We start from the raw sequence: 22,146 nt of genomic DNA, 5'->3' as shown, positions 1-22,146 counted from the left end.
TGCACTGAGTTTGCCACGGGCTTTCTCAACAGCTGCTATTACAGCATCTTTTTTACAGCTGACGATAGCATCTGCTAATTCTTTGTATAATTCTTCGTTTGTCGTATTACAACCTCCTTTCCATTTAAGATTGAAATTGGATCTTTGAAAAGATCACTAAAATCGAGATGTAGCAATTCATATATAACACAAATCTCATCGAATCTTCCAATGGCATTAGTATTTTCCAATTGCTTTAGTATATTCCAAAGATATTAGCTATATTTTATATGAAAAAATGAACATATGAAGGGAAAAGAAGATAAACAAAGCTTTCAAAACAATAGGAATCGTGATTAAATGAAATCTTCCCTGAGTGATACAATTTGGCTTTCGGAAAAAAGAAAACGCCTATTGTTACTATTAATGGAGGGACCACGTGACATAGAGCAGATCAAAAAGGCTCTTAATGTTACTTCAAAATCCATGATGCCACAGATTAAGATATTGATGGATCATAATCTCATTCAGGAAGAAGACAGGGTGTATTCCCTTTCAAACATTGGTAAAATCATAGTAGACAATATGAATCCATTGTTGAATACGATTGAAGTAATTGAAGAAAACCCTGAATATTGGGCCACAAGAGACTTGTCACCAATACCTGCAGAATTCAGGCAAAAGCTGGGTGAACTTGGGGACTGCATGGTGATTGAACCTGACATCAATCATTTGTTTGATCTTCCAGAGGAATTCACAGAGAACCTGGGCAAATCAGATAAAGTAAAAACTATGCTTTCTTACTTCCACCCACTCTATCCCAGAATATATCATGACATTCAAAAAAAAGGCATCAAATTAGATCTGATTTTCACAGAGAAGGTATATAATAGGATGATAGAAGAGTGTTATGAAAAAATTAACGACATGGCTAATGCGCAAAATACTAACCTCTATGTCCTGAGGAACGGCATAGGCACTACAATTACAGTAACAGATATGTTCATATATTTGTGCTTGTTTAACAAGAACGGTATATATGATCACAAGAAAATAATGAGCTTTGATGATACTACTATCCTTTGGGGGGAGCGTATTTTTGACCATTACAAATCAAAGGCTGAATTAATAAACAAGAGGTTAAAAGGCGGAGTATAAAAGCAACATGAAGTGGAAACGAGACAACATAACGTGGAAAAAAGTTCCACTGAAATCCAAACTCATGCTTTTTATCCTTGTAGGAGTTGTTTTAGTACTCATTTCTTCGACTGCTGTTATTGTCTCCACCGTAACCACCCAAGAAGAAGAATTGGCATATGAACAATCAATAGAAAAAGCACGTAGCTATGCCAACCAGTTTGATATTGATATGAGATCAAATCAGGCTATTGGGCAAACGATGGCATCATTTCTTAGCGAGTATGAATCTAATAATCGTGATGAAGTAAATAATATGTTACTTCGGCTTTTAAATGATAATCCCCATCTCGTCGGAACTTACGTATGTTATGAACCTAACGCTTTTGATGGGAACGATAGCCAATTTATAAACACATACGGCCATGATGAAACAGGAAGGTTTATCCCTTACTGGAACAGGCTGCATGGTCAAACCGTTCTTGATCCATTACTGAATTATGATACTCTTGATTATTATCAGGTACCAAAAAATACCAAAAATGCAGTTCTCACAGAACCCTATTACTATGAAGGAGTTTTTATTGTAAGTTTTGCATCACCCATCCTAAAAAATGGAGATTTTGTCGGAATTGCTGGAGTAGACATATCGCTTAACTATATTGACGAAATTGTCAATCAAGTAAAGGCTTTTGATAACGGGTATGCATTTATGACCGGAAGAACGGGCATTCTTATCTCCCATCCTACAAACAAAGACTGGATTGGTTCAAAAACACTTTATGATTTTAATGTCCCGGAAATTGATGCCATGGCAGAGGAAATCCGCAATGGAAACAGTGGATATATTAAAACCATTGATCCTATTACAAAAAAAAAGTGCGTCATGTTTTATGAACCTGTCAAGACTTCAAACTTTTCTTTCATACTCGTAGTACCTGAAGATGAGATGCTTGCTGGAGTTGATGCAGTAAGAGACCGGCTTATATTTATTTCCTTCATTTCAATAATTTTCATGGGTGCTATTGCGGCATTTATTAGCCGTACAGTTACACGCCCAATCAATGAAATTGTAGAAGATTTCAAATACATATCTGGTGCTGCTGTAAGAGGTAAACTAAACATCCGTGCAGATACCGATGTCGATATTGATTTCAAGAAAATACCGGAAGGTTTGAATGATATTATGGCAGCGCTCGAAAATGCTAAGCAATTAACAAAAGAGATGGAAAATGTTGTAAATAATAGCCCTGTTATTGTCTTCAAGTGGAAAGCCGAAAAGAACTGGCCAGTAGAATTTGTATCAGAGAACATATCACAATTTGGATACTCATCTGAAGATTTCAAAAATGGAAGTATCACCTATGGAGATATAGTCTTACCGGAAGATCTTGAAATCATTGAATCAAAACTTGCTGAAGCTATTGAAAATGGGGATGCTGAATTCACATATGAATATAGGATAATTACTAAGGATGGCGATATTCGATGGGTGGAAGAACGAACATTCATTGGAAGATACGGCGAAGGCCATGTCAAAGTATTGCAGGGCATAGTTGTAAACATCGATGAACGTAAGCGCGCGGAAGAAGCCCTTATCAGGATTGAAGACATACGCAAGAAAGAAATTCATCACCGTATTAAGAACAACCTGCAGGTCATTTCCACCCTCCTCTTCCTAGAATCTGAGAAATTCAAGGATGCAGATGTAATTGATTCATTCAAAAACAGCCGGGACAGAGTTAGAGCAATGGCACTAGTCCACGAAAAATTGTACCAGTCTGATGATATGGAAAGCATAGATTTCGCGGATTATAGCAAAAATCTTATCAATTATTTGTCTCAATCATATGTCCTCAGTACAAGTGATGTAAAGATAGAACTCGACATTGAGGATGCATTCCTCAGCGTTGATACTGCCGTGCCCCTTGGAATAATAATCAATGAACTGGTTTCAAATTCTTTGAAATATGCATTTGAGGATAACAAGGGACAAATCAAAATCAAACTTAATAAATCCGGCTCCAAGTATAAGTTAGTAGTATCTGACAACGGTGTGGGGTTGCCTGATGATTTCAATCTGGAAAATATGGACTCATTGGGACTGCAACTTGTCTACACGCTTGTAGAACAAATTGATGGAGAAATAAATCTGGATACAACAAATGGAACTAAATATACCATAACATTTAAAGAAGACAAACAAACCGGGTGATTCAAAATATGGCCAGAGAAAAAATCCTAGTAGTTGAAGATGAAAAAATTGTCGCACTGGGGATTAAACGTATGCTTAAGAATATGGGCTATATCGTCCCCAGCATTGCATCATCCGGAGAAGAAGCTATCAAAAAAGCAGAAATCACGTTCCCTGACCTAATACTGATGGATATTATGCTAAAAGGAGAAATTGACGGAATTTCCGCTGCAAAAATCATTTCCGATGATATGGACATCCCTGTTGTCTATCTTACAGCTTATTCGGATAACAAAATAATACAGAAAGCAAAAGAAACCAAACCCTATGGTTACATCACAAAACCATTTGAGGAAGCTGATCTTCAAATTACAATAGAGGCTGCGCTGAGCAAATATAAAGCAAAAAATAAAAAAGATAATTGATAAAATTATTTCTTAAACTCGGTGTAACCGCATTTACCACATGAAAGCCTGTCTTTATGATCTGCCAGAAAAACGCCTTCTCCACAGCGTGGGCAGAACGGATTGAGCCTTTCAATACTGTCTCCGCTTACTTTATAATAGTCTTTTACAGCCATTTAAACCACCTAATTCTTCATTCCTCTGGAGCGGCTTCTTCAGCTGCCTCCACTGGTTCTTCTTCCGGAAGCTCATTCCTCTTAAGGACGTATTCTTTTTCAATCTCTTTCATACGATCTTCGGAATCGTAAATTTTAGCATAACCGAGGACTTCTTCCTTACCATACAAGTTGTTAAGGCTCTGTATAATAACAAGCTGTGGGGAGCAATTTAACAGTGCAGCCATTTTGAGTTTGACATCTTTCCTGGAAGGTGTCGGACCTTCAAAAGTTACGTTGAAGTGCACCTCACGCCTGTTGAGAAGAGAATTAAACTTGTCTTCAGTGATATTAATATCCATAAAGTTTCCTCCGAATAGAATCCAATTGATTATCTTCCTGTTCGTTGATGATTTGATCCATTATCTGTTTCATTTCAAGCTTTTTAGAGGATGTGATTCTTACGAACATCATACCCTTATCAGGTTGTCCATACATGACTACAGAGTTATCCGGCGCCATGATTATAGCTGGCAACGCTGCAAGGTCCTCTTCGCCCTTTACAAATATACGATAGCGCTGGTCCGATGACATGGCATCGGCAAGGGCATCCAGCAAGTCTTCGGTGATGGTACCAGGCGGATTGTAAACTTCAAGTTCCTTAAATCCACTATATTTGGTACCCTTGATTACCTTTTCAGATGCAGGCCCGCGGTGTGTCCTGTCATCAATTATTAGTATATCCGGTACAATCCCAGATTTGAGCAAGTGGAAGGTAGTAACATCACCCACAGATATAAGTTTTGTGGGATTCCCAAGATCTTTCGAGATCTTATTAACTATAACGTCCCCGGGTCCTTCATACAAAACACCAAACTGCTTTCGCATAATTGGACGAAGCGATTCCGGAAGAGTCAAACAAAACAAGTTTATCGCACCTTTAATGCATACCTATCAGCTACATTGACACCAATTTTTTTAGCAATTTCAGACTTTTCCGGATCTATTATAATTACAAGCCCACTCCAGTCTGAACTGAGATTACTGGTACCACATATTGGACATGTTTGCCCCGAAATTATACGATGGCATTCTCTACAAACCTGATCTGCCATATCAATTCACTCCTAAATTTATTCTGCCTGCTCGGATTTGGGACGACGCTCTTCCTCGAGCCATTCTATTTTCCCGAGTGCATGCTGTCTCATTGTCAAACCAATTTTAGTCTCGCGAGGGTCACGTTCATTGATGCTTACAGCAACAATCCGGCTTCTTACACGATCACCCTCTGCAAGAGATCTGTTGCCGTTTTTGCTGATAAGCCTGCCGTTTTTTCCATCATAAGACATGAAATCATCAGTGATCTGGCTCACATGCAAAAGTCCGTCCATGGAACCTATACTCACAAAGGCCCCGAACTCAACGGTTTCCACAACTTCGCCTTCAATAACTTCCTGAAGAAGCGGAACAAAGACAATTGCTTCAAAAGTAACATCGTAATACACAGCCCCATCGCCTACAAGGATGCGTCCTTCACCTACTTCATCAATACCAGTAATTGCCACAACTGAACCGATGTTCTTGTCCACCCTCCCCTCAAGTTTAGCTTTCAGAGCATCTTTTACGCTATCTCTGATATCCTCCCCTAAAAGCGTGGGATCTACACGGACAGTATCAACAAGTTTCATCCTCTTATACATGACTACATCTCCACAATGATCTCAGACTATCTCAGATAACGCTCTCTTATATATCATTTTGGTATTGTGTATCTACCATGTTTGCTCCAGTCGATTTCTCTGCCGAAGACGAATAATAGGTACTTCACACTTTTGCAACCTTTTTTGCAGACCAATGTCATTTGTAAGAACGGGCAATTTCAACCTGGATGCCAGATCCAAAATAACATCATCAGCTACACCCGATTTATCTATTATATTACAACGCTTACAAAGGGAAAGAGCTACTTTGGAAGCTGCTTTTTGATCTCCATGAGAGCGTTTGATTAGCATATTGAGCTCATCAACAACTGCCGAAGGCACAATGAATTCATTATATCCCATGCGCTAGAGCTCGTCGAAAATGTCAACCCCAAATTGTACCGGGATCATCAATCCATTGGTATCTATAATTACTTTCAATCTTCAATTACCCCAACACCTATTAATCTCCAGCGTGAACCGACCCGACGGCTAATTGCAACAGTCGACCCAACTTCTGCACAAACAGGACGTTTCAGCTTTATTTCGGCAACGTCGCCCCTTGCACTTGTTACAACACCCACGGTTGTTGCAGTGCCTACATTTAGCATGAGAGGTTCACTGGTTTTGATTTTCCCGATATCGTCATCTCCATCTGAAACACCAACAACCCGCTCAAGCAGGTGAAGCCTCAGGGTAAATATATCGTAAGTTGGCGGTAGTGTTCCGGGAACACCTGCAACCTGCCCGGTTAATGAATCGCTTTTCGTGAGGTTTGGATCAAGACTTGTGCCTACCGCAAGCAGACCTCCCGGAGTGGCTTCTTTCACTGTTTCATTTCCTGCAACAATACGTTCGATTTTTGTGTAAATTGGATCCCAGTGAACAGCATTTTCGCTTTCCACTTTTATACCGGGACGGATTTCCAGTTCATCTCCTTCATGAAGGACACCTTCTGTAAGAGTTCCGCCAATTACGCCCCCTACCATTTTTTTGATGGAAGTTCCAGGCTTATTTATGTCAAAAGATCTGGCAATCAGCAATCTTGCATCTTTGTCAAGCTTATGTGAAGGTGTAGGAATGCGTTCTTCCATTGCATTTATCAGGACATCGATATTGATGTTTTGCTGTGCAGAAACTGGAATAATTGGAGCGTTTTCAGCAACAGTACCTTTCACAAATTCCTTAATCTGATGATAATTTTCAATAATCTTATCTTTTGAAACAAGATCAATCTTGTTTTGTACAATAATCAGATTCTCAATCCCAATGACATCCAAAGCCATTAGGTGTTCTTTTGTCTGTGGCTGAGGACAATCCTCATTTGCTGCAATAACAAGAATAGCTCCATCCATGATGGCTGCTCCTGAAAGCATAGTAGCCATCAATGTTTCGTGACCGGGGGCATCTACAAAAGAAACAGTTCTTACTTCTACTGTTTTTGTTCCACAGTACTCACACTTCTTTGATACGGTATAAGCCTGAGGTTCGGAACAAGACGGACATTTCCTGAAAGTAGTATCTGCATATCCAAGGCGGATGGATATACCTCGTTTCAACTCTTCGCTGTGTTTATCCGTCCATACACCGGACAGTGCACTTACCAAAGTGGTTTTTCCGTGGTCGACATGACCTACCATGCCGATATTAACACAAGGCTGACTCAATTTTCGCTTTCCTCCCTTCAGCGGGCTAGATAAAAATGTAGTATATAACTCTAATGCATCACTGGATATAATTAATAACGTAAATACCTTCCTGTTAAAACCGGAGTTAAGAACAAATAAAGGATTGCGAAAAGTATTACTCTTCGCCTTTCTCTTCTGATCCGAATCTTCTGTATGCAAAGTATGATCCTGCTGCAATAACTACCACAGCACCAATCAAAGCAAAAGCGTTTCTGATGGGAAAGCCTGTGCTTTTAGGCTCAACAATTTCTGTGCGTATTTTGATATTATCAGAGATCCGGCTGCGCCCATCCTTGTCATCATACCTGACTTCGCTGTTTATAGCGTATGGTTTTGCAATTGCCGTGTCATCCACCTTAAGCTTGAAGATAGCAACTGCGCTATCACCGGGTTCAAGGGTACCAAGATATGCCTGATCGTCAGTCGTACTGAAAGGATCAGCCGCGCTTATCCTGACAGTTGCATCTTCTGCAACTTCCTCTCCTATATTGGTGTAAGTCACATAAAGCATACCTTCCTCACCTGCTACAAGATGACTGCTTACATTTACAACCTCGAATTCCGCGGCATCTTTCACATAGATAGGGAAGGTTATGTTCTGTGATCCCACATCATACCATATCCCAACATCCATGTTTGTAATTCCTAGATCAGTTTCATCATCACCAGAGACTTCAATATTTTTCTGATAACCATAATACAGGCTCAGAAGCATGGGATATTCCCCCGCATGAGCGTTTTCCGATATTTCAATATTGAACTTAACCGGCGAACTGGTTTCATCTCCGGAAGCAAGAGTTCCTGCTTCCTGTGGACCAGATTTTACATCAATTGCCGGATCAAGAGAAGTAAGTACAGCAACAACACCAATTGCAGTTGTTCGCTGAGACTCATAAGACATCTCAGCCTGCTGGAGTTTTTGCTCCAGAGTATCCAGATCATCACCATCCGTTTCCGACCGGAATCCCGTAATAACACCCTTGTTCATCAAATTGATATTCAATACTACTGAATCCCCGCGATAGAACTCATCATCTCCCACAAGAGTAGCACTCAAATCTGGCCCACCATATACAGTATAGTAATTTTCATCAAACCTGAAATGCTCTGGAAGGGCATTATTTTCTGCTACAGATTCTGCCTGTGCAGGCATTACAAACAGAAAAATGCACAACATGAAAAAACATGTGTATATAAGTTTCATTTGCATAACGATCACTCCTCTTTGTCATCAGTATTGTCTTTTCTTTTTCGTATCGTATCAATAATAATATAGAAAGCCACAAGAAAAGTTCCAGCCAGAGATGCACGACCTATGTCAATACCCTCCTCGGAAGCACTCATAGGTACCTCCAGCTTTAGATTGTTTGAAAATGCGACATCACCGTTTTCATCAATATATCTGAGTTCGCTGTCAAGGCCATAATTCTTGACAACCGCTTCTGAGGACGTATCAATTGTAAATGAAGCAATTCTTGTTTCGCCTGGATCCATGTCACCCAGAGAAATCACAGATTTAGAAGTACTAAGGGGCGTCATGACTACTACCCTTGCAATAACGTCATGTGCAGGAAGTTCACCATCGTTTTTGTAGGTGACATTGATTGTAGAAGATTTGCCCGCAACCAGTTCCCCATCAATATCCTCAACTCTGAAAAGAGGAGCTTTCTTAATGGTTATTGGAATCGGGAGTGTCGTGTTTGCTTCCTTGTAGTAAACAGCATGATCCATATTGGGAAGTCCAATCTGCACAGTACTTCCTCCTGTCATCCGGACATCATTCTGGAACTCATAACTTACAGGCAGCATTAACACATAGTCTCCTGCAGGAATATCTTCTGAAATATATATTGTAAATGTAAGAAGCCGTGCGGGCAAATCTCCCGGAATTAGCTTTTCAAGAGTCTGGACACTTGTGAGCGGATCCACATCAATCATTTCCGTAGGGGAAACAAGTGTTGCCTTTATGCCATATGCAACCGTTCTTGCAGATTCATATTCAAGTTCGGCAAGTGCAAGCTTTTGTTCACTTTGACTGCCTTCAACACTGGTCACTGACTTAAAACCATGAAGTACACCCCTGTTTGAAAGCATTATTTTTAAATTTGCAGTTTCACCTCTTTCAAATTCAGTGTCACCGATAACTGAAGCATAGATATCAGGGACACCATAACCTTCGTAGTAGTTGGTCACATATCCATAAGAAGGCTGAATAAATTCTTTAGAGCTTACAGGTGTTACTGTAACGAACAATGCAGCTGACATGATCATAAATATCATGAAAGCATAGGAAATACTGAACATCCCGGATTTCCCGGATAAGATAGTCATTGGGCATCAACCCCTGCTTTTTTCTTAAGTTTGCTGTTAATTAATGATTCAAAAAATCCTGTTGTCCCTAACTTTCGCCTTTCCCTGAAATTATCCAGCAAGACAATAACCGGCGGGAATATGACGAAAGTGGCAAACAGTGCCAGTCCTACATCTATTACCGTAACTAACCCAAAATTGCTTATAAGCGAAAATGGAGATGCAATCAACGCACAGAAGCCAAACAGTGTTGTCAACCCTGAAGTTACGACGGCTTTTCCGATTTTCACACTGGCTTCGGACATTGCTTCCTCCGGACTGAAACCTTTCTCTCTTTCTTCGAAATAACGTTCCATCATGAGAACCGCATATTCTGACCCCACACCAAGAATGAGTGCCCCCAGTGTGGCGGTCATGGGGGTATATTCCAGACCGGAATAATACATAATGCCTCCATTCCACCCGATTACCACAAACATGGTTGCAACGGGAATAAAAGCCTTAAGCCAGTCTCTATAAATTAAAAGCAATCCCAAAAAAACAAGAGAAAGCCCTAAATAAGTCATGAAAACCCTGCCAGAAGTCAGCGCATCAAGCACTTCGATGAAAACAACCGAATGACCTGTTATCGTAACACTCATGCCGGGAGGCGCTGCCCTCCAATTGATGTCTTCACGAACGACGTTTGTAAGAGATTCAATACCTTCAAGGCCAAGATCCCCCATGGCATCACCTATATTCAGGTTCAGAAGGAGGATATTGTTGCCGTGGATGTAAGCATCCTGTGTATCTTCAGGAACCCTTGAAAGCAAATTATTAATTTCTGCTTCATCATTCGGAAGTTCGCCATTGTTCATGGATTTCAGAACAGAAACAATGCTATCTGAAGCGTAGATCTTATCCCTTGATTCCACTTCATGGCTGCTGAAATCATCAACCCATTGTAAGACAGCGGGATCCGTAACATCATCTGTTTTCACAATAACGTTAATCTGGTCATCACTACCGATAACATCACCATAATGCTTCAAATCCAAAAGGGCAGGCATATCCTGTGGAACAAACGTTTCCGTATCTGAGTTGATAGGAACCATTGGATCTACATACAGGCCATTTAAGCAGAGCAAAAACGCAATTAACAGTACAGGGAATGGGTGTTTTACAGCAAAGGAGGAAGTAGAATGCAGTACTTTTTCAAGTGCATCAGGTCCTTTCTGCTCCTTTCCTACAAGCCTCTGCTTTGATCTGAAACGACGAACCTTGAGCCGGTGGCGTAATGTATCGATCCTCTTTTTTTGATATTCATATTTCTTGCCAAAGGAGTCCAGAATGTAAAGCACTGTCACCCCTACGAAAAGAGAGGCAAGGAAGCACATTACTATGCCTATCAACAGCAGTTTGGCAAAATCCTGTATCATCGGAACACTTGATGTTAGAAGAGACAAGAAACCAAGGGCGGTTATGGTAAGTGCAATAAGAACCGCAGGACCCATGTGTTTGATGGTATCAACAACTGCTTCACGGGGAGTTTCACCGCGCTCAAGTTCTTCTTCTATCCTGTTATGGAACTGAATGGCATAATCTATTCCCAGACCTATAAGTACCGGAAAAGCAGCCATAGAAACCATTGTCAATGGGATTTCCAGGAAACCCATTGCTCCAAATGTGTAAACTATACCTAGAAGAACTATAGCAAGTGGCATGAGTCTCCAGCGCACATGACGGAATACCAGATAAAGCACAACGACCATTAAAAATGCGGACAACAGAAGCAAGAACCCCATACTTCCCATCATTTCATCATTCATTGCAACCTTAAATGCCGGATCTCCGGTTACAATTATCTCATAACCCGGAGGAAATTGTACAAGATCCGCAGAGAGTTCTACCTCCCGAAGAATATCCTGTTGCTGGACATCAGTGGAATCTCCTGCCATCTCTACATAAAGCAGAGCGTGAGTATCATCCGGCATCAGGGAACTGGGTACAGTATCCGCAATAGATGAGAGTTCTGATTTGCTTTCAGGAATAGCGTATCTCCCGTTCAGTTCCAGATTCCTCTTTTTCACCACAGAAGCCGGACTAATTGTACTCACAACACCAGGAATTCCCTGCGATGTACTTTCAAGCCTGTCAAGGGCTTTTAGCAATTCAACATCCTGAACAGAGTCCCCTTCAACCATCACTACAATGGCTTCTTTGCCGAAAAGATCCATATACAGATGATCATAATCCTGATACAGAGTAGACCCCTTATCAACAAATGTCTCAGTTCCTGATTTCATCTCTATGGACTGGGCACCCTGAATTGCTGTAATTACCAGTAATACGGCTATGATAAGAACCGGAAAACGATTGTCTTCTACAAAAACACCAAGTTTTTCAAAGAAATTTTTCATTCCAATCTTCTCCCGGAATCTTGTTTAAACGGCTTATTTTGCCCTTCCAAAAGCCGGGCTTCAATCCTGCGTTCAATTTCAACGATTTTTCTCATGCTGGACAGGAGTTCCTCATACTCCGAGTCATCAACATATTTTGTGACTTCTTCAACTATATTTTCAATCCATGTATCCAGAAATTCCAGATGTTGTCTCCCTTCAGAAGATAACGATATAAGACATTTTCTGTGGTCATCCGGGGCAATATTGCGAATGACAAAGCCAGCCTTTTCAAGAGAATCTATTATGCTTGTCACGCTGCTTTTGTTCAGGTTGAGATAGTGGGAAAGTGAGGTAGGCATCACCGGACCTTCTTTTGCAATAATAAGGAGAGCCATGCCCCTATTCTTAAAATATTCTAAATTTTCACATTTGTCGGGAATAAGAGACTCTATGATAGTGTGCTAAATTTTTCTGGATACAGGAAATGATTCCAGATTCAAAAGTGCAAGTTCTTTTTTGTTTTCCATCACATGCCTCAATTAGTTGGATTTTCAAACTATTAGAGTCCTAACACATATACTCTTATATAAATGTATGGTGGATGAATCCACCCCTGCAAAAATACGAATAGAGAAGGCAGCGCATCCCCAGATGATAAAATAAAATAGTTTCACGGAACTTGCACCAAAGTATAAAATATCACATGGTCTGATAATTTCCCTTTGGAGCAGAATATAATGGCCATTTACACCGTTTCCGAGCTGAATAAACACGTGCGGGAAGTTCTCACATACGAACCAACTCTGCAGCATGTGTGGTTGCAGGGGGAAGTTTCCAATCTCACCAAACACAGTTCGGGGCATTACTATTTTACACTGAAAGATGAAAACAGCCAGATCAGTTGTATCAGTTTCAGGTCCGTCAATCGTAGCCTTCGATTTGAACTTGAAAAGGATATGAAACTGCTTGTATTCGGTAATGTTGATCTATATACAGTAAGAGGACAGTACCAGTTTCAGGTTCTTGATATGCGGCCTGACGGGATAGGAGAACTGTACAAAGCCTACGAGCAATTGAAAAAGAGACTGGAAAAGGAGGGGCTTTTTGATCCCGCAAATAAACAACACCTGCCACCCTTTCCCCGAAAAGTGGGAGTTGCAACATCTCCCACCGGAGCAGCTGTTCATGATATTATTAATGTCCTCCAGAGGCGCTATCCCATGGAAATACTGCTTGCACCAACTATTGTGCAGGGAGAACAATCTGCCGACAGCATTGTCAAATCACTGGAAATGCTCGAGCGTGCAGGTGTGGACGTTATTATTCTGGGGAGAGGTGGAGGGTCCCTTGAGGATTTGTGGTCATTTAACGAGGAAAAAGTCGCACGTGCAATTTACTCATGCCGGATTCCAATAATTTCCGCAGTGGGACATGAGACCGATTACACAATTGCGGATTTTGTTGCTGATGTGAGAGCACCCACGCCTTCAGCTGCCGCCGAGATTGTAGCACCGGACAGGGAAGAAACAAGACGATGGATCAAAAAACTCGAAAAAACGCTTGATAATGAGATGATGCATCTGTTGCACACTCGTCGACAAACTCTGGAAAGTCTCAAAAGACATATTGAACCTTCCAAGCTGGAACGTCTTTACATGCAACAATGGCAGCACTTTGACGAGATTTCCGGGCGCTTGCTGGCAATTATGAGTTACAAAATAGAGAAAAAAAAGTCTATGCTTTCATCTGCTGCCGGACGATTGAATGCGGTCAGCCCATTGAGTACATTGGCAAGAGGTTACGGGATTGTGCGTGAAGAGGATGGAGCCATCATAAACACAATAACAAAGCTTGACAAAGGCAAATCCATAGAAGTGGTCCTTAAAGATGGGAAAGCCGGATGCATAGTAAAAAATGTTAAACATGAACTATTGAAAACTGATGGGGAAAGATAATGACAAACACAGATAACCCTGATGAACGTAGCTTTGAAGATCACCTCCATGAGCTTGAAGAGATCGTATCCCAACTCGAAGAAGGAGATCTATCACTGGAAGAAAGCATGGAAATGTTTGAACGAGGAATGCAACTTGCAGTGGCATGCAGCACCAAATTAAGCCAGATGGAACAAAGGATCAAAGTTCTTGTAGAAGAGGGTGAAAGGCTTCTGGAGAAATCATTGCAGGATTGAAAGAATGCAACCAATTCCAATGCATATCGAAACCAAGAAACTATAAGTAATCTTAATTTCATATGGAAAATGCAATGAGCGAACTGCAGAATGTCCCTTGTTATATCGAGGGAATGGACGATATCCTGGGGGGATTTAAGTCACCGGCCGTTATTCTCATCGCCGGTAGTGCAGGAGTTGGAAAAACAACAATGGCGCTTCAGATGCTGGCAAATGCCGCTAAAGCCGGAGAAAAAACCCTGTACATACCTCTTACTACAGAAAGTGGTGAGAGGTTCAAGCTCTTTCTTTCAACATTCAAATTCCTTGACGATTCAGTGGAAGTACACGAAGTTAATCGTGCCACCGCTGAAAAAGATCCGCTGAGCACACTTATTGATATCGGAAATGTTATCAATTCCGTAAACCCTGACAGGCTTGTCATTGATCCCATAACCCCAATTGGCTTTGGTTTTGTTGAACAAGAAAGAAGACGCTTTTTCTACACTCTTGATTCAATGATTCGGGAGTCAAATGCATTGACTTTGCTGACCGGTGAACTGGAAAAAGACGAAATACACAAAAATGTAACTAGCCACCTTGCGGATGGAATTATCTATCTTTCAAAATCCAGCCGTGATTCTTACTCATATCAGGAATTTGAAATTCTGAAAATGATGGGAGTGGAGCCACCATACAGTATCGGTTGCATGATACAGAAATTTAATTATTCTGTAAACCCCGAAAAATTCAGAGTATTCCCAGAGATAAGGGATAATGGGAAAATTGGCAAAGGAGAGGTCATATCTTCCGGAATAGAAGGCTTCGACGAGATGATTGCCAATAAACTGATATCAGGAAGCTCCATGCTTGTCGCAGGTGCGCCCGGCAGCGGGAAGTCAATCTTTGGATGGCAATTCATAAACAAAGGTCTTGAGAACGGGGAAAAATGTGTTATTCTTACTTTTTATGAAACAATTGATCAGATAATTGATAATGCTGCTTCCTTTGGATGGGATTTCACGAAATATATTGATTCAGGGGATTTGATTGTTGTAAGCGATGGTTTGCAGGACATCTGTTTTGCAAGGTATTCCAACATTATCAAGGATAATATTGAGCAATTCGATGTAAAACGTGTGATGATTGACGGGCTATCGAATCTTGAACTATCAATTCCAGATCCCATAAACCTCAGAAGCTCCCTTCATTCTCTCACAAATTATCTCAAAGCAAACGGTGTAACTTCACTTTTCACTACTGAGATGTCAGGTTCGGGATGGGAGAAAATAAATAGCCTCGAAGCATCTTTTATTATGGATATTTTGGTCATACTCAGGAATGCTGAAGAAGAAGGCACTTCAAAAAGGCTCCTTCAGGTAATGAAAGCACGGGGGATTCCCAGCGATCTTACATTGAAAGAGTATCAGATAGGCGAAAAAGGAATAACGTTAGAATAATCAGATATTCTGAATTTTCCTTTCAATCGCAGTTCCTTCTTCGGTGAGAGTATAGGAGCCATTGTTCTCAGAAAGAAGACCCTTCTCTTCAAGTTCGGAAACCATTTTTTCCACCGAAGGCTCTATCACATGCATGAATTTGGCAATCTGTTTTACATCCATCTCCCCTTTGGAACCCAAAAGTGTCAAAAGCTTCTGTCTGTTATTGTTTCCTGTAACAAAACCCATGAGTTCTTCTTCCATAAAATATCACCAATTATCGATATGAGCAGTATCCTATAAACCACTTGCTAAGGTTTTCTGATTAATAAAGAAATCTTCAGAAGGCTATTGCTTAGTATTTCCGATTACCAAAAATGGCTGAACCAATGCGCACCATCGTTGATCCTTCTTCGATGGCTATTCTGTAATCGCCTGACATTCCCATTGAGAGTTCCTGAATATCGATGTTGTCCCGTTTTTCCTTCTTAATCTCATCAAAAAGTGTTTTCATCTTCCTGAAATAGGATCGTGCTTCTTCAGGTGGTACAAATGGGGGTATACACATGAGACCTTTCACTTTAATATTTTTGAATGACGGAATTTCGGACACTACAGAACCTATTTCATCCAGATAAAAACCATATTTCTGCGGCTCTTCCCCTATATTTACCTGAAGAAATACTTCCTGAACCTTGCCAATAGCTTCGGCTTTAGTGTTAATGTCCTGTATAAGTTTCAGGGAATCAACTGACTGTATAACATCAAAAAGACGAACCGCCCTTTTAACCTTGTTAGACTGCAAATGACCAATAAGATGCCTTTCACAGGGAAGGATTTCAGCGCATTTGTCCTCAAATTCCTGAACCCTGTTCTCACCTATTATAGTAGCTCCGGCTCTGATGGATTGGTTAATCCTCTCAGGGTCGACTGTCTTGGTGACGCAGACGAGTTTTGTGTCCCCAATTTCCTTTAGGATTGCTTTTGTCTTTTCAGCGACTGTCATCGTGTTTCCAGAGATATTTTGTTGATAATAAGATGGGTTTTATGATCCAGATTTGAGGGGTTATGGAGCATGAATAGTGATTTGTATATAAAAAGGTTATTTGGATCTGGGCCTAAGATAACCAAAAAGAAATTCTTTCAGTGGGCGGTCTTTTTAGGTTCAACGTCAGACAAATATGTCATCGTTGCAATGCTAACATTTGAGCATAACGATTTTATTGTCATCGAGATAATCAAGACACTTGTACTCTTCGTTGGGTGCAAAATTAGTTAATGGCATGATTATAAATTAATTATATAAATCATCACGTGGGAGTTAATCGACTCAGGACACATGTGAGGATGATGCGTATGAGGAGAGTTTTTCTGTAGTGTAACTGCAAAGAAAAATAAAAGCACATACAACTATACCAATTAAAAGGTTAAAATATAGTGATGGTTATTTTTGTAGCATGGATTTGCAATCCCAATCTCCCTTAATTGAAATTCGCAATGTTTCCGTATCCAAACATGGAAAACTTATTCTTGATTCCCTGAATCTCCGGATTGAAATAGGAGAAAATGTTGCCATCATCGGTCCAAATGGCTCGGGAAAATCGTCTCTCATACGTTTGATTACAGGTGAATACCACCCTCTTTCTTCAAAGGCTGATTCTTCACTCAGGATTGCAGGTAGGGATAGATGGAACCTTTTTGAATTACGAAGCCTGTTGGGGATTGTATCGGATGATCTGGAAAATGAATACATGCGAAGTATTAAGGGAATTGATGTGGTCATCTCCGGCTTTTTCAGCAGTATCGGGCTTTACCAGAATCATGTTGTATTGCCGGAAATGAGGAAAAAGAGCTATGAAATACTGGATCTGCTTGACATCGGGCATCTCGCATTAAGGAATTTCACGGAACTTTCCGCAGGTGAAGCCCGCAGGCTCCTGATTGCCCGTGCACTTGTGCATGATCCGCAGGCTCTCGTGCTGGACGAACCAACAAATAGTCTTGATATGAAAGCAAAGCACAAATTCCGCATGACTCTTAAAAAAATAGCATCTAAGGGGAAAAACATCATCCTTGTAACCCACTCGCTGGAGGATCTTATTCCCGAGATAAATAGAGTAATTCTCCTTAAGGATGGAATGATTTTCTTTGATGGAACAAACAAAGAAGCACTTACTTCGGAAAAATTGTCAGAGGTTTTTGGCATTTCGATCAATGTTTCTTCAAGTGATGGCTATTTCCATGCATGGTGCTGATTATTGCTGTCAAGCAGCTTATGTTTGATCTGGTAATTAATTCTCCTGAGTCATATGAGTCGACAAAAGACCGTTCTGAAATTAAAAAAGCAAATACTGCTTAGATAGGTTTTTGTTCTTTAAGGTAGATTAAACTAATTAATAAATGTTTTAGATATGGTGGGGATATTAGTTGGCAAGAACAGAGATTATTATTTTGTTATTGATTGCAGTTGCACTAGTAATGGTTGGGATTATGAATCAGTTGCAGACTTCCAACGTTCCAGCCTACCAGCAATATGACTGGCAGGAGCCAGGATATATGTATCCGGAGAATTATGATCCTTATGTGGATTCAAACATTATTACAGAATTTGAATCCAATGGTGAGATGATCTATTACACGGGTTTTAATGAAAGAGGTCAGAAAATACCGATTACCGGAGGTCCTCACTGGCTATATGTTCATGGAGGAAGTTGCGTCAGTTGCCATGGAACCAATGGTAACGGTGGAGTTCCAATAATGATGGGGTACGTGATCCCTCCAGATATCAGATATGAAGTGTTAACTTCTGAAGATGAGCATGAAGATGAACATGAGGAGCATCCTCCATATACTGATGAAACAATTAAAAACGCTATAAGATATGGCGTAGATCCGGCGGGTGAACAACTGGATTATACAATGCCTAGATGGGATATGTCAGAACAGGATATGGACGATTTGATAGAATACTTGAAACAGCTATAATGCAGTGATCTAGCAGGCAAATACTGCAAAGTTTATCCCCTTAATAGTAGATGAAAGTAAGAGCAATGTGGAAATCCCTTTCCTCTGACTTCCACTACTATATTATTATTTTTATGAAAATATTAACAATGTTGTTTTGGCCATTAAAACACAAAGGGAATGGAATGAGTTTTGTTCCAGATTGGAAATTTGGAGCTCACATTAAATCTGTGATTTAATGGCATGTCAAGCCATTTTATTTTAACTTTATCGATACAGCTATGTCTGTAGCTGCAATTATCTTAAAAAAACTGCTTCAAATCATCAATATTAATAGAAATGTCAAAGTCCTTCAGCCGGAAAAATTTCTTGGCACGCATATCGTCATCTTCAAGACGAAGATCACTTTCCACAAACCCGGCTTTTTCAAGGCGTTTTAAGTGAAGATAGAGCACCTGGCGTGAAACATTCAGCTCTTTGGCAAGCTCATACACATACCATTCCCTTTCAGAAAGCATGCACAGAAGCTTAAGCCTAAGGGGATGGGAAATAGCTTCCCCTATCGATACTATCTGCTGCATTGTTTTTGTCATAGTGGTCAGTGTAATGGTCAGATGTCAGCTTGAATAAATATCAGATCTCTTCCAGCTTTTCCTTGATTTCCTCAACCGTCTTTTTAATTTCAGCAATATCCTTTTCCATTGCCACCAGCTTCTCATTGTTTTCCGTATTCATAAAACCGGATCGGCTGAGGAACGCAATGGCTATCCCCAAAATCAGCAAAATGAAAAGGATTTGCACAATATAATCCAAAACTCCAAATGTATTGTAATAGTGCATCATAGTTCTTTACAATATGTTTTTATTTTCATATTAATCTTTATCAATGCTTGTTTTGGTAAAGATACAGAGGTTTTATTCCAGTTTTTTCAGTATCTTATCCAGTGTTTCGCGATTGCTCTCTACCTGCCGTTCAATGCGTGAAAGGCGCTCATCCGGGCCATTATTGCTGCATGATCTGTTATTGAAGTACGAAGACACCGCCCAGATCAGGACAATCAATATTATCCAGTTAAATATCATGCCAAGGGCTCCAAAAATTCCGTATCCTCCATATCCTATTCCTCCATATCCCATCATGTTATCATTACCTCATCAAGAAAATATTACAGTATTTTAAGAAACTATAAAACTATAAACCATTACAGTTGGCAGATCCCTGTCATCAGAGGGGATAAATATTCCAAAGCAAATGACAGGGATCCACTGTTTTGTTCATTGTGTTTGTTAACGATAGATGCCGCCACCGCCGTAGCCCATCATTCTAGGACCATAGCCGTAACCATGCATCATGCCGTATCCCATTCCTCCGTATCCCTGTCCGTATCTAGCCGGGGCGTAATCATATGCCTGATATGTATGGGGGTTATCCGTCACTTCTCCTGTGAAAGCATCAATGTAGCTTTGTGTCACAACACCATCATCGTTTGTGTAATACACAACCCACCATCTACCCATCTGGTAAATGTTCTCTTCTATCACGTCAGGATTAATCTTATCCTTGGCTATATCATGGGCATCATCAACGCTTTCAACGTTCAAATCAGAATTGGTGGAATAGCCCTGGTTATATCCAGCTCCATATCCGGGGCATACTCCCCATCCGACTCCATAACCATATGCAGCCTGAACATCCTGGGTTTGCAACGTCAGGGCAACCATTCCGGCACCTGCCAGAAGAACCGCTCCTGCCAATAACAAATTTGCTGTTTTCTTCATTTCAATCACTTCGCTGTTTCTTCTTAGGTTGACTTGTGCATCATTATCTAGATATATGTAGCCTGCATGTTACACATGTATTTGAATGTATATATACCTTGTGCTGAAATAGTACACAACCAAATCACGGGATGCATGGTGCTGAACGAAAAGATAGCAAGATGTCGTTTTTGGTGTCAAGAATGCAAAAACATACCTATTAATGTATCATGCCAGCAACACAGATACCTATACTAATCGCATCGTAATCTGCTTTCATAAGCCCTGTTTAACACATTAAATGTTGAACAGATACCTAAAATATAGGTTTTCTGTAAAGATTAAAAAAGTCAGAAATCAAACAGTGTCTTCTGCGGCTTTTTCTGTGTCATTTTTTCTACTTTTGGAGCGGGTTCAGGATCGGGATCCGCGGCAAAACTCTCAAGGGAGCGAATAGACTGATTTACTTCCTTCTTTTCCTGAATAAAAGCATCGATGTCCTCTGCTTCCTTTTCACCCAGCCGTTTCAGGGATTCCTCATAAATCTTCTGGATTCTCTTGCCAACTTTCTTTCCCTTGAGATATGCTATCTCATCGGCATCAAGTTTGAGGATTGTTGCAACATCTACAGCACCCTCATCGTTTTCAACAATCCGACTATATAGTCTCATGGAATATCCCCGTGAATCCCTCATGGGCTCATGACAGTGACCTGAAATCTTTGCTGCAATGTTATCCCGCATGTCTCTTTTGGCACGCACTTGTCCCATTCTTCTCCAGAGAGAAGGGGGTTGCAGTTTTCTGAATCCCGAATGGGGATGCTTTTTTGATACGGCTACACCCCCGCTTAAAAGGAATGAAGCATATTTCCAGAGACCATAATTCTGTCGCAGTCTGACCCTGCCAAGATATCTATCGGCATGTGACAGGTTCCGGTATGCATTGGCAACATCCTCGTTCATGGTTTGGCCTTTATCAAGATACTGCATCGGGAGATTCTCATCCACCCACTGGATAAGGTCCTCGGGGGTTTCGTCAAGATCAAACGTAGCCTTATGGGCAGCAACCGGATCATTTTCATTGAATATTTTTGAGAGAACTTTGAAAATAGAATCCTTGGTGTCCCTTTCGGCGGTTGCAATGTCTTCAGGATGGATTTCAGTTTTTCCCGTGGCCACCGCTTGGAGATCCCTCAAAGCACTTCGCAGGTCTCCACCTGCCATTGATGCTATTTTTTCAAGGACGCCTGTACCGCACATGATCTTCTCTTCCTTGCAGATCTTCTTGAGTGCGAGAATAATGGAACGCTGCTGAAGCGAATTAAATTTGACTTCCTCGCAGAAGGTTCTGATTGATGGAGATATTCCATAGAGATCATTTGCGATAAGCACAATTGGCTGATCTGTTTTTTTTATAATATCAGCCATGGCACGTGTACCGCCCCTATCCGAAGAGCCATGCATATTGTCTGCTTCATCCAGTATTATAAGTCGCCTGTATTCACCGGTAAGTGTGGCCATTTGTGAAGCCGAACCTGCAACCCTCTCAAGAGCTGAGGCTGTTCTCTGGTCACTTGCGTTCATTTCGATGGTTTCCCAGCCGATTTGTGATGCAAGTGCAAGGGCTGCTGACGTTTTACCTACGCCGGGTGGTCCGTAAAGTATAACTGCCTTTTTCTCCGGTGTTCCTTGCTCCCATTCACAAGCCCATTTCCAGAGAAATTCCACAGCAGATTTGTTCCCAATTACATCCGCAAGGGTTTGCGGCCTGTACTTCTCTGCCCAATCCGTAGGTGCTGTCATCGTTAATCTCAGATACATAAAAGGGGAAAACTAATTAATGTTTGTGTTGTCTTCATTTTATTATT

Annotated in this window: 25 protein-coding genes and 2 pseudogenes; 8 read left to right on the top strand and 19 right to left on the bottom strand. The window is 40.8% G+C overall.

The window, feature by feature from the left end; genetic code table 11:
- Positions 1-102: pseudogene (locus tag PWQ49_RS02170) on the bottom strand (dimethylamine corrinoid protein 3); the annotation flags it as partial.
- Between the two features lie 303 nt (positions 103-405).
- On the opposite strand from PWQ49_RS02170, the gene PWQ49_RS02165 reads away from it, so the two are divergent.
- The 3 genes from PWQ49_RS02165 to PWQ49_RS02155 are packed head-to-tail and all read left to right on the top strand — an operon-like array spanning position 406 to position 3,735.
- Complete coding sequence (locus PWQ49_RS02165) at positions 406-1,137, top strand: winged helix-turn-helix domain-containing protein (RefSeq protein WP_300607175.1); 732 nt, start codon at positions 406-408, stop codon at positions 1,135-1,137.
- Between the two features lie 7 nt (positions 1,138-1,144).
- Complete coding sequence (locus PWQ49_RS02160; protein WP_300607172.1) at positions 1,145-3,331, top strand: histidine kinase dimerization/phosphoacceptor domain -containing protein; 2,187 nt, start codon at positions 1,145-1,147, stop codon at positions 3,329-3,331.
- Positions 3,332-3,339: 8 nt separating this feature from the next.
- The gene (locus tag PWQ49_RS02155) at positions 3,340-3,735 is read left to right on the top strand and encodes a response regulator (RefSeq protein WP_300607169.1); all 396 of its coding nucleotides are present in this window, start codon (positions 3,340-3,342) and stop codon (positions 3,733-3,735) included.
- 5 nt (positions 3,736-3,740) lie between these two features.
- Here the strand turns inward: PWQ49_RS02155 and PWQ49_RS02150 are convergent, their stop codons facing one another.
- The 11 genes and pseudogenes from PWQ49_RS02150 to PWQ49_RS02100 all read right to left on the bottom strand — a co-directional run bounded on the left by PWQ49_RS02150 (position 3,741) and on the right by PWQ49_RS02100 (position 12,343).
- The gene (locus PWQ49_RS02150) at positions 3,741-3,890 is read right to left on the bottom strand and encodes a 30S ribosomal protein S27ae (protein WP_300607166.1); all 150 of its coding nucleotides are present in this window, start codon (positions 3,888-3,890) and stop codon (positions 3,741-3,743) included.
- A 17-nt stretch (positions 3,891-3,907) separates the two neighbouring features.
- On the bottom strand, positions 3,908-4,231 hold the full coding sequence (locus PWQ49_RS02145; RefSeq protein WP_300607163.1) for a 30S ribosomal protein S24e: 324 nt from the start codon (positions 4,229-4,231) through the stop codon (positions 3,908-3,910).
- On the bottom strand, positions 4,221-4,757 hold the full coding sequence (locus PWQ49_RS02140; protein ID WP_300607192.1) for a GTP-dependent dephospho-CoA kinase family protein: 537 nt from the start codon (positions 4,755-4,757) through the stop codon (positions 4,221-4,223). The genes PWQ49_RS02145 and PWQ49_RS02140 overlap by 11 nt, the downstream gene beginning before the upstream one ends.
- A 41-nt stretch (positions 4,758-4,798) precedes the next feature.
- A complete protein-coding gene (spt4, locus tag PWQ49_RS02135; RefSeq protein ID WP_300607160.1) occupies positions 4,799-4,984 on the bottom strand; it encodes a transcription elongation factor subunit Spt4 in 186 nt (61 codons plus the stop codon).
- 18 nt (positions 4,985-5,002) lie between these two features.
- On the bottom strand, positions 5,003-5,569 hold the full coding sequence (locus PWQ49_RS02130; protein ID WP_300607157.1) for a DNA-directed RNA polymerase: 567 nt from the start codon (positions 5,567-5,569) through the stop codon (positions 5,003-5,005).
- A 72-nt stretch (positions 5,570-5,641) separates the two neighbouring features.
- Positions 5,642-6,010, bottom strand: a pseudogene (locus PWQ49_RS02125) (DNA-binding protein).
- Entirely contained in the window at positions 6,007-7,236 is a 1,230-nt protein-coding gene (locus PWQ49_RS02120; protein WP_300607155.1) for a translation initiation factor IF-2 subunit gamma, read from the bottom strand. The pseudogene PWQ49_RS02125 and the gene PWQ49_RS02120 overlap by 4 nt, the downstream one beginning before the upstream one ends.
- Positions 7,237-7,372: 136 nt before the next feature.
- Positions 7,373-8,461, bottom strand: a complete 1,089-nt coding sequence (locus PWQ49_RS02115; RefSeq protein WP_300607153.1) for a hypothetical protein — start codon at positions 8,459-8,461, stop codon at positions 7,373-7,375.
- An 11-nt stretch (positions 8,462-8,472) separates the two neighbouring features.
- Positions 8,473-9,588, bottom strand: coding sequence for a hypothetical protein (locus tag PWQ49_RS02110; protein ID WP_300607151.1), 1,116 nt, complete (start codon positions 9,586-9,588; stop codon positions 8,473-8,475).
- Complete coding sequence (locus PWQ49_RS02105; protein WP_300607148.1) at positions 9,585-11,966, bottom strand: RND family transporter; 2,382 nt, start codon at positions 11,964-11,966, stop codon at positions 9,585-9,587. The genes PWQ49_RS02110 and PWQ49_RS02105 overlap by 4 nt, the downstream gene beginning before the upstream one ends.
- Positions 11,963-12,343, bottom strand: a complete 381-nt coding sequence (locus tag PWQ49_RS02100) for a MarR family transcriptional regulator (protein WP_300607145.1) — start codon at positions 12,341-12,343, stop codon at positions 11,963-11,965. Before PWQ49_RS02100 ends, PWQ49_RS02105 begins: the two co-directional genes overlap by 4 nt.
- Before the next feature lie 342 nt (positions 12,344-12,685).
- On the opposite strand from PWQ49_RS02100, the gene xseA reads away from it, so the two are divergent.
- From xseA to PWQ49_RS02085, 3 genes are all read left to right on the top strand, one after another.
- Entirely contained in the window at positions 12,686-13,903 is a 1,218-nt protein-coding gene (gene xseA, locus PWQ49_RS02095; RefSeq protein ID WP_300607142.1) for an exodeoxyribonuclease VII large subunit, read from the top strand.
- Positions 13,903-14,139: an exodeoxyribonuclease VII small subunit gene (locus PWQ49_RS02090; protein ID WP_300607139.1), complete on the top strand. Its 237-nt coding sequence runs from the start codon at positions 13,903-13,905 to the stop codon at positions 14,137-14,139. The genes xseA and PWQ49_RS02090 overlap by 1 nt, the downstream gene beginning before the upstream one ends.
- 74 nt (positions 14,140-14,213) lie before the next feature.
- Complete coding sequence (locus PWQ49_RS02085; RefSeq protein WP_300607136.1) at positions 14,214-15,578, top strand: ATPase domain-containing protein; 1,365 nt, start codon at positions 14,214-14,216, stop codon at positions 15,576-15,578.
- Here the strand turns inward: PWQ49_RS02085 and PWQ49_RS02080 are convergent, their stop codons facing one another.
- Entirely contained in the window at positions 15,579-15,821 is a 243-nt protein-coding gene (locus PWQ49_RS02080; protein ID WP_300607134.1) for a MarR family transcriptional regulator, read from the bottom strand. It abuts the gene before it with no gap.
- A gap of 91 nt (positions 15,822-15,912) precedes the next feature.
- Positions 15,913-16,563 carry a YggS family pyridoxal phosphate-dependent enzyme gene (locus PWQ49_RS02075; protein ID WP_300607131.1) on the bottom strand — a complete coding sequence of 217 codons (651 nt, stop codon included), beginning with the start codon at positions 16,561-16,563 and terminating at the stop codon, positions 15,913-15,915.
- A gap of 451 nt (positions 16,564-17,014) precedes the next feature.
- Between PWQ49_RS02075 and PWQ49_RS02070 the strand changes: the two genes are divergently transcribed.
- Complete coding sequence (locus tag PWQ49_RS02070) at positions 17,015-17,812, top strand: ATP-binding cassette domain-containing protein (protein WP_300607128.1); 798 nt, start codon at positions 17,015-17,017, stop codon at positions 17,810-17,812.
- 172 nt (positions 17,813-17,984) lie between these two features.
- On the top strand, positions 17,985-18,542 hold the full coding sequence (locus tag PWQ49_RS02065; protein ID WP_300607125.1) for a cytochrome c: 558 nt from the start codon (positions 17,985-17,987) through the stop codon (positions 18,540-18,542).
- Between the two features lie 281 nt (positions 18,543-18,823).
- Here the strand turns inward: PWQ49_RS02065 and PWQ49_RS02060 are convergent, their stop codons facing one another.
- The 5 genes from PWQ49_RS02060 to PWQ49_RS02040 all read right to left on the bottom strand — a co-directional run bounded on the left by PWQ49_RS02060 (position 18,824) and on the right by PWQ49_RS02040 (position 22,081).
- Complete coding sequence (locus PWQ49_RS02060) at positions 18,824-19,114, bottom strand: winged helix-turn-helix domain-containing protein (RefSeq protein WP_300607123.1); 291 nt, start codon at positions 19,112-19,114, stop codon at positions 18,824-18,826.
- A gap of 40 nt (positions 19,115-19,154) precedes the next feature.
- Positions 19,155-19,322, bottom strand: coding sequence for a hypothetical protein (locus PWQ49_RS02055; protein ID WP_300607119.1), 168 nt, complete (start codon positions 19,320-19,322; stop codon positions 19,155-19,157).
- A 114-nt stretch (positions 19,323-19,436) separates the two neighbouring features.
- Entirely contained in the window at positions 19,437-19,661 is a 225-nt protein-coding gene (locus tag PWQ49_RS02050; protein WP_300607117.1) for a hypothetical protein, read from the bottom strand.
- Positions 19,662-19,808: 147 nt separating this feature from the next.
- Complete coding sequence (locus PWQ49_RS02045; RefSeq protein ID WP_300607113.1) at positions 19,809-20,300, bottom strand: hypothetical protein; 492 nt, start codon at positions 20,298-20,300, stop codon at positions 19,809-19,811.
- A 329-nt stretch (positions 20,301-20,629) separates the two neighbouring features.
- Positions 20,630-22,081 carry a replication factor C large subunit gene (locus tag PWQ49_RS02040; protein ID WP_300607110.1) on the bottom strand — a complete coding sequence of 484 codons (1,452 nt, stop codon included), beginning with the start codon at positions 22,079-22,081 and terminating at the stop codon, positions 20,630-20,632.
- Positions 22,082-22,146: the final 65 nt, after the last annotated feature.

Origin of the sequence: Methanohalophilus sp. (genome assembly GCF_030156785.1) — an archaeon.
Lineage (GTDB): Archaea > Halobacteriota > Methanosarcinia > Methanosarcinales > Methanosarcinaceae > Methanohalophilus.
This window is presented reverse-complemented; position numbering and strand designations above follow the sequence as displayed.

Coding starts and splice junctions, on each gene's coding strand:
- PWQ49_RS02165 (WP_300607175.1), top strand. CDS start 406: ATGGAGGGACCACGTGACATAGAGCAGATCAAAAAGGCTCTTAATGTT.
- PWQ49_RS02160 (WP_300607172.1), top strand. CDS start 1,145: ATGAAGTGGAAACGAGACAACATAACGTGGAAAAAAGTTCCACTGAAA.
- PWQ49_RS02155 (WP_300607169.1), top strand. CDS start 3,340: ATGGCCAGAGAAAAAATCCTAGTAGTTGAAGATGAAAAAATTGTCGCA.
- PWQ49_RS02150 (WP_300607166.1), bottom strand. CDS start 3,890: ATGGCTGTAAAAGACTATTATAAAGTAAGCGGAGACAGTATTGAAAGG.
- PWQ49_RS02145 (WP_300607163.1), bottom strand. CDS start 4,231: ATGGATATTAATATCACTGAAGACAAGTTTAATTCTCTTCTCAACAGG.
- PWQ49_RS02140 (WP_300607192.1), bottom strand. CDS start 4,757: ATGCGAAAGCAGTTTGGTGTTTTGTATGAAGGACCCGGGGACGTTATA.
- spt4 (WP_300607160.1), bottom strand. CDS start 4,984: ATGGCAGATCAGGTTTGTAGAGAATGCCATCGTATAATTTCGGGGCAA.
- PWQ49_RS02130 (WP_300607157.1), bottom strand. CDS start 5,569: ATGTATAAGAGGATGAAACTTGTTGATACTGTCCGTGTAGATCCCACG.
- PWQ49_RS02115 (WP_300607153.1), bottom strand. CDS start 8,461: ATGAAACTTATATACACATGTTTTTTCATGTTGTGCATTTTTCTGTTT.
- PWQ49_RS02110 (WP_300607151.1), bottom strand. CDS start 9,588: ATGACTATCTTATCCGGGAAATCCGGGATGTTCAGTATTTCCTATGCT.
- PWQ49_RS02105 (WP_300607148.1), bottom strand. CDS start 11,966: ATGAAAAATTTCTTTGAAAAACTTGGTGTTTTTGTAGAAGACAATCGT.
- PWQ49_RS02100 (WP_300607145.1), bottom strand. CDS start 12,343: ATGGCTCTCCTTATTATTGCAAAAGAAGGTCCGGTGATGCCTACCTCA.
- xseA (WP_300607142.1), top strand. CDS start 12,686: ATGGCCATTTACACCGTTTCCGAGCTGAATAAACACGTGCGGGAAGTT.
- PWQ49_RS02090 (WP_300607139.1), top strand. CDS start 13,903: ATGACAAACACAGATAACCCTGATGAACGTAGCTTTGAAGATCACCTC.
- PWQ49_RS02085 (WP_300607136.1), top strand. CDS start 14,214: ATGAGCGAACTGCAGAATGTCCCTTGTTATATCGAGGGAATGGACGAT.
- PWQ49_RS02080 (WP_300607134.1), bottom strand. CDS start 15,821: ATGGAAGAAGAACTCATGGGTTTTGTTACAGGAAACAATAACAGACAG.
- PWQ49_RS02075 (WP_300607131.1), bottom strand. CDS start 16,563: ATGACAGTCGCTGAAAAGACAAAAGCAATCCTAAAGGAAATTGGGGAC.
- PWQ49_RS02070 (WP_300607128.1), top strand. CDS start 17,015: ATGGATTTGCAATCCCAATCTCCCTTAATTGAAATTCGCAATGTTTCC.
- PWQ49_RS02060 (WP_300607123.1), bottom strand. CDS start 19,114: ATGACAAAAACAATGCAGCAGATAGTATCGATAGGGGAAGCTATTTCC.
- PWQ49_RS02050 (WP_300607117.1), bottom strand. CDS start 19,661: ATGATGGGATATGGAGGAATAGGATATGGAGGATACGGAATTTTTGGA.
- PWQ49_RS02045 (WP_300607113.1), bottom strand. CDS start 20,300: ATGAAGAAAACAGCAAATTTGTTATTGGCAGGAGCGGTTCTTCTGGCA.
- PWQ49_RS02040 (WP_300607110.1), bottom strand. CDS start 22,081: ATGACAGCACCTACGGATTGGGCAGAGAAGTACAGGCCGCAAACCCTT.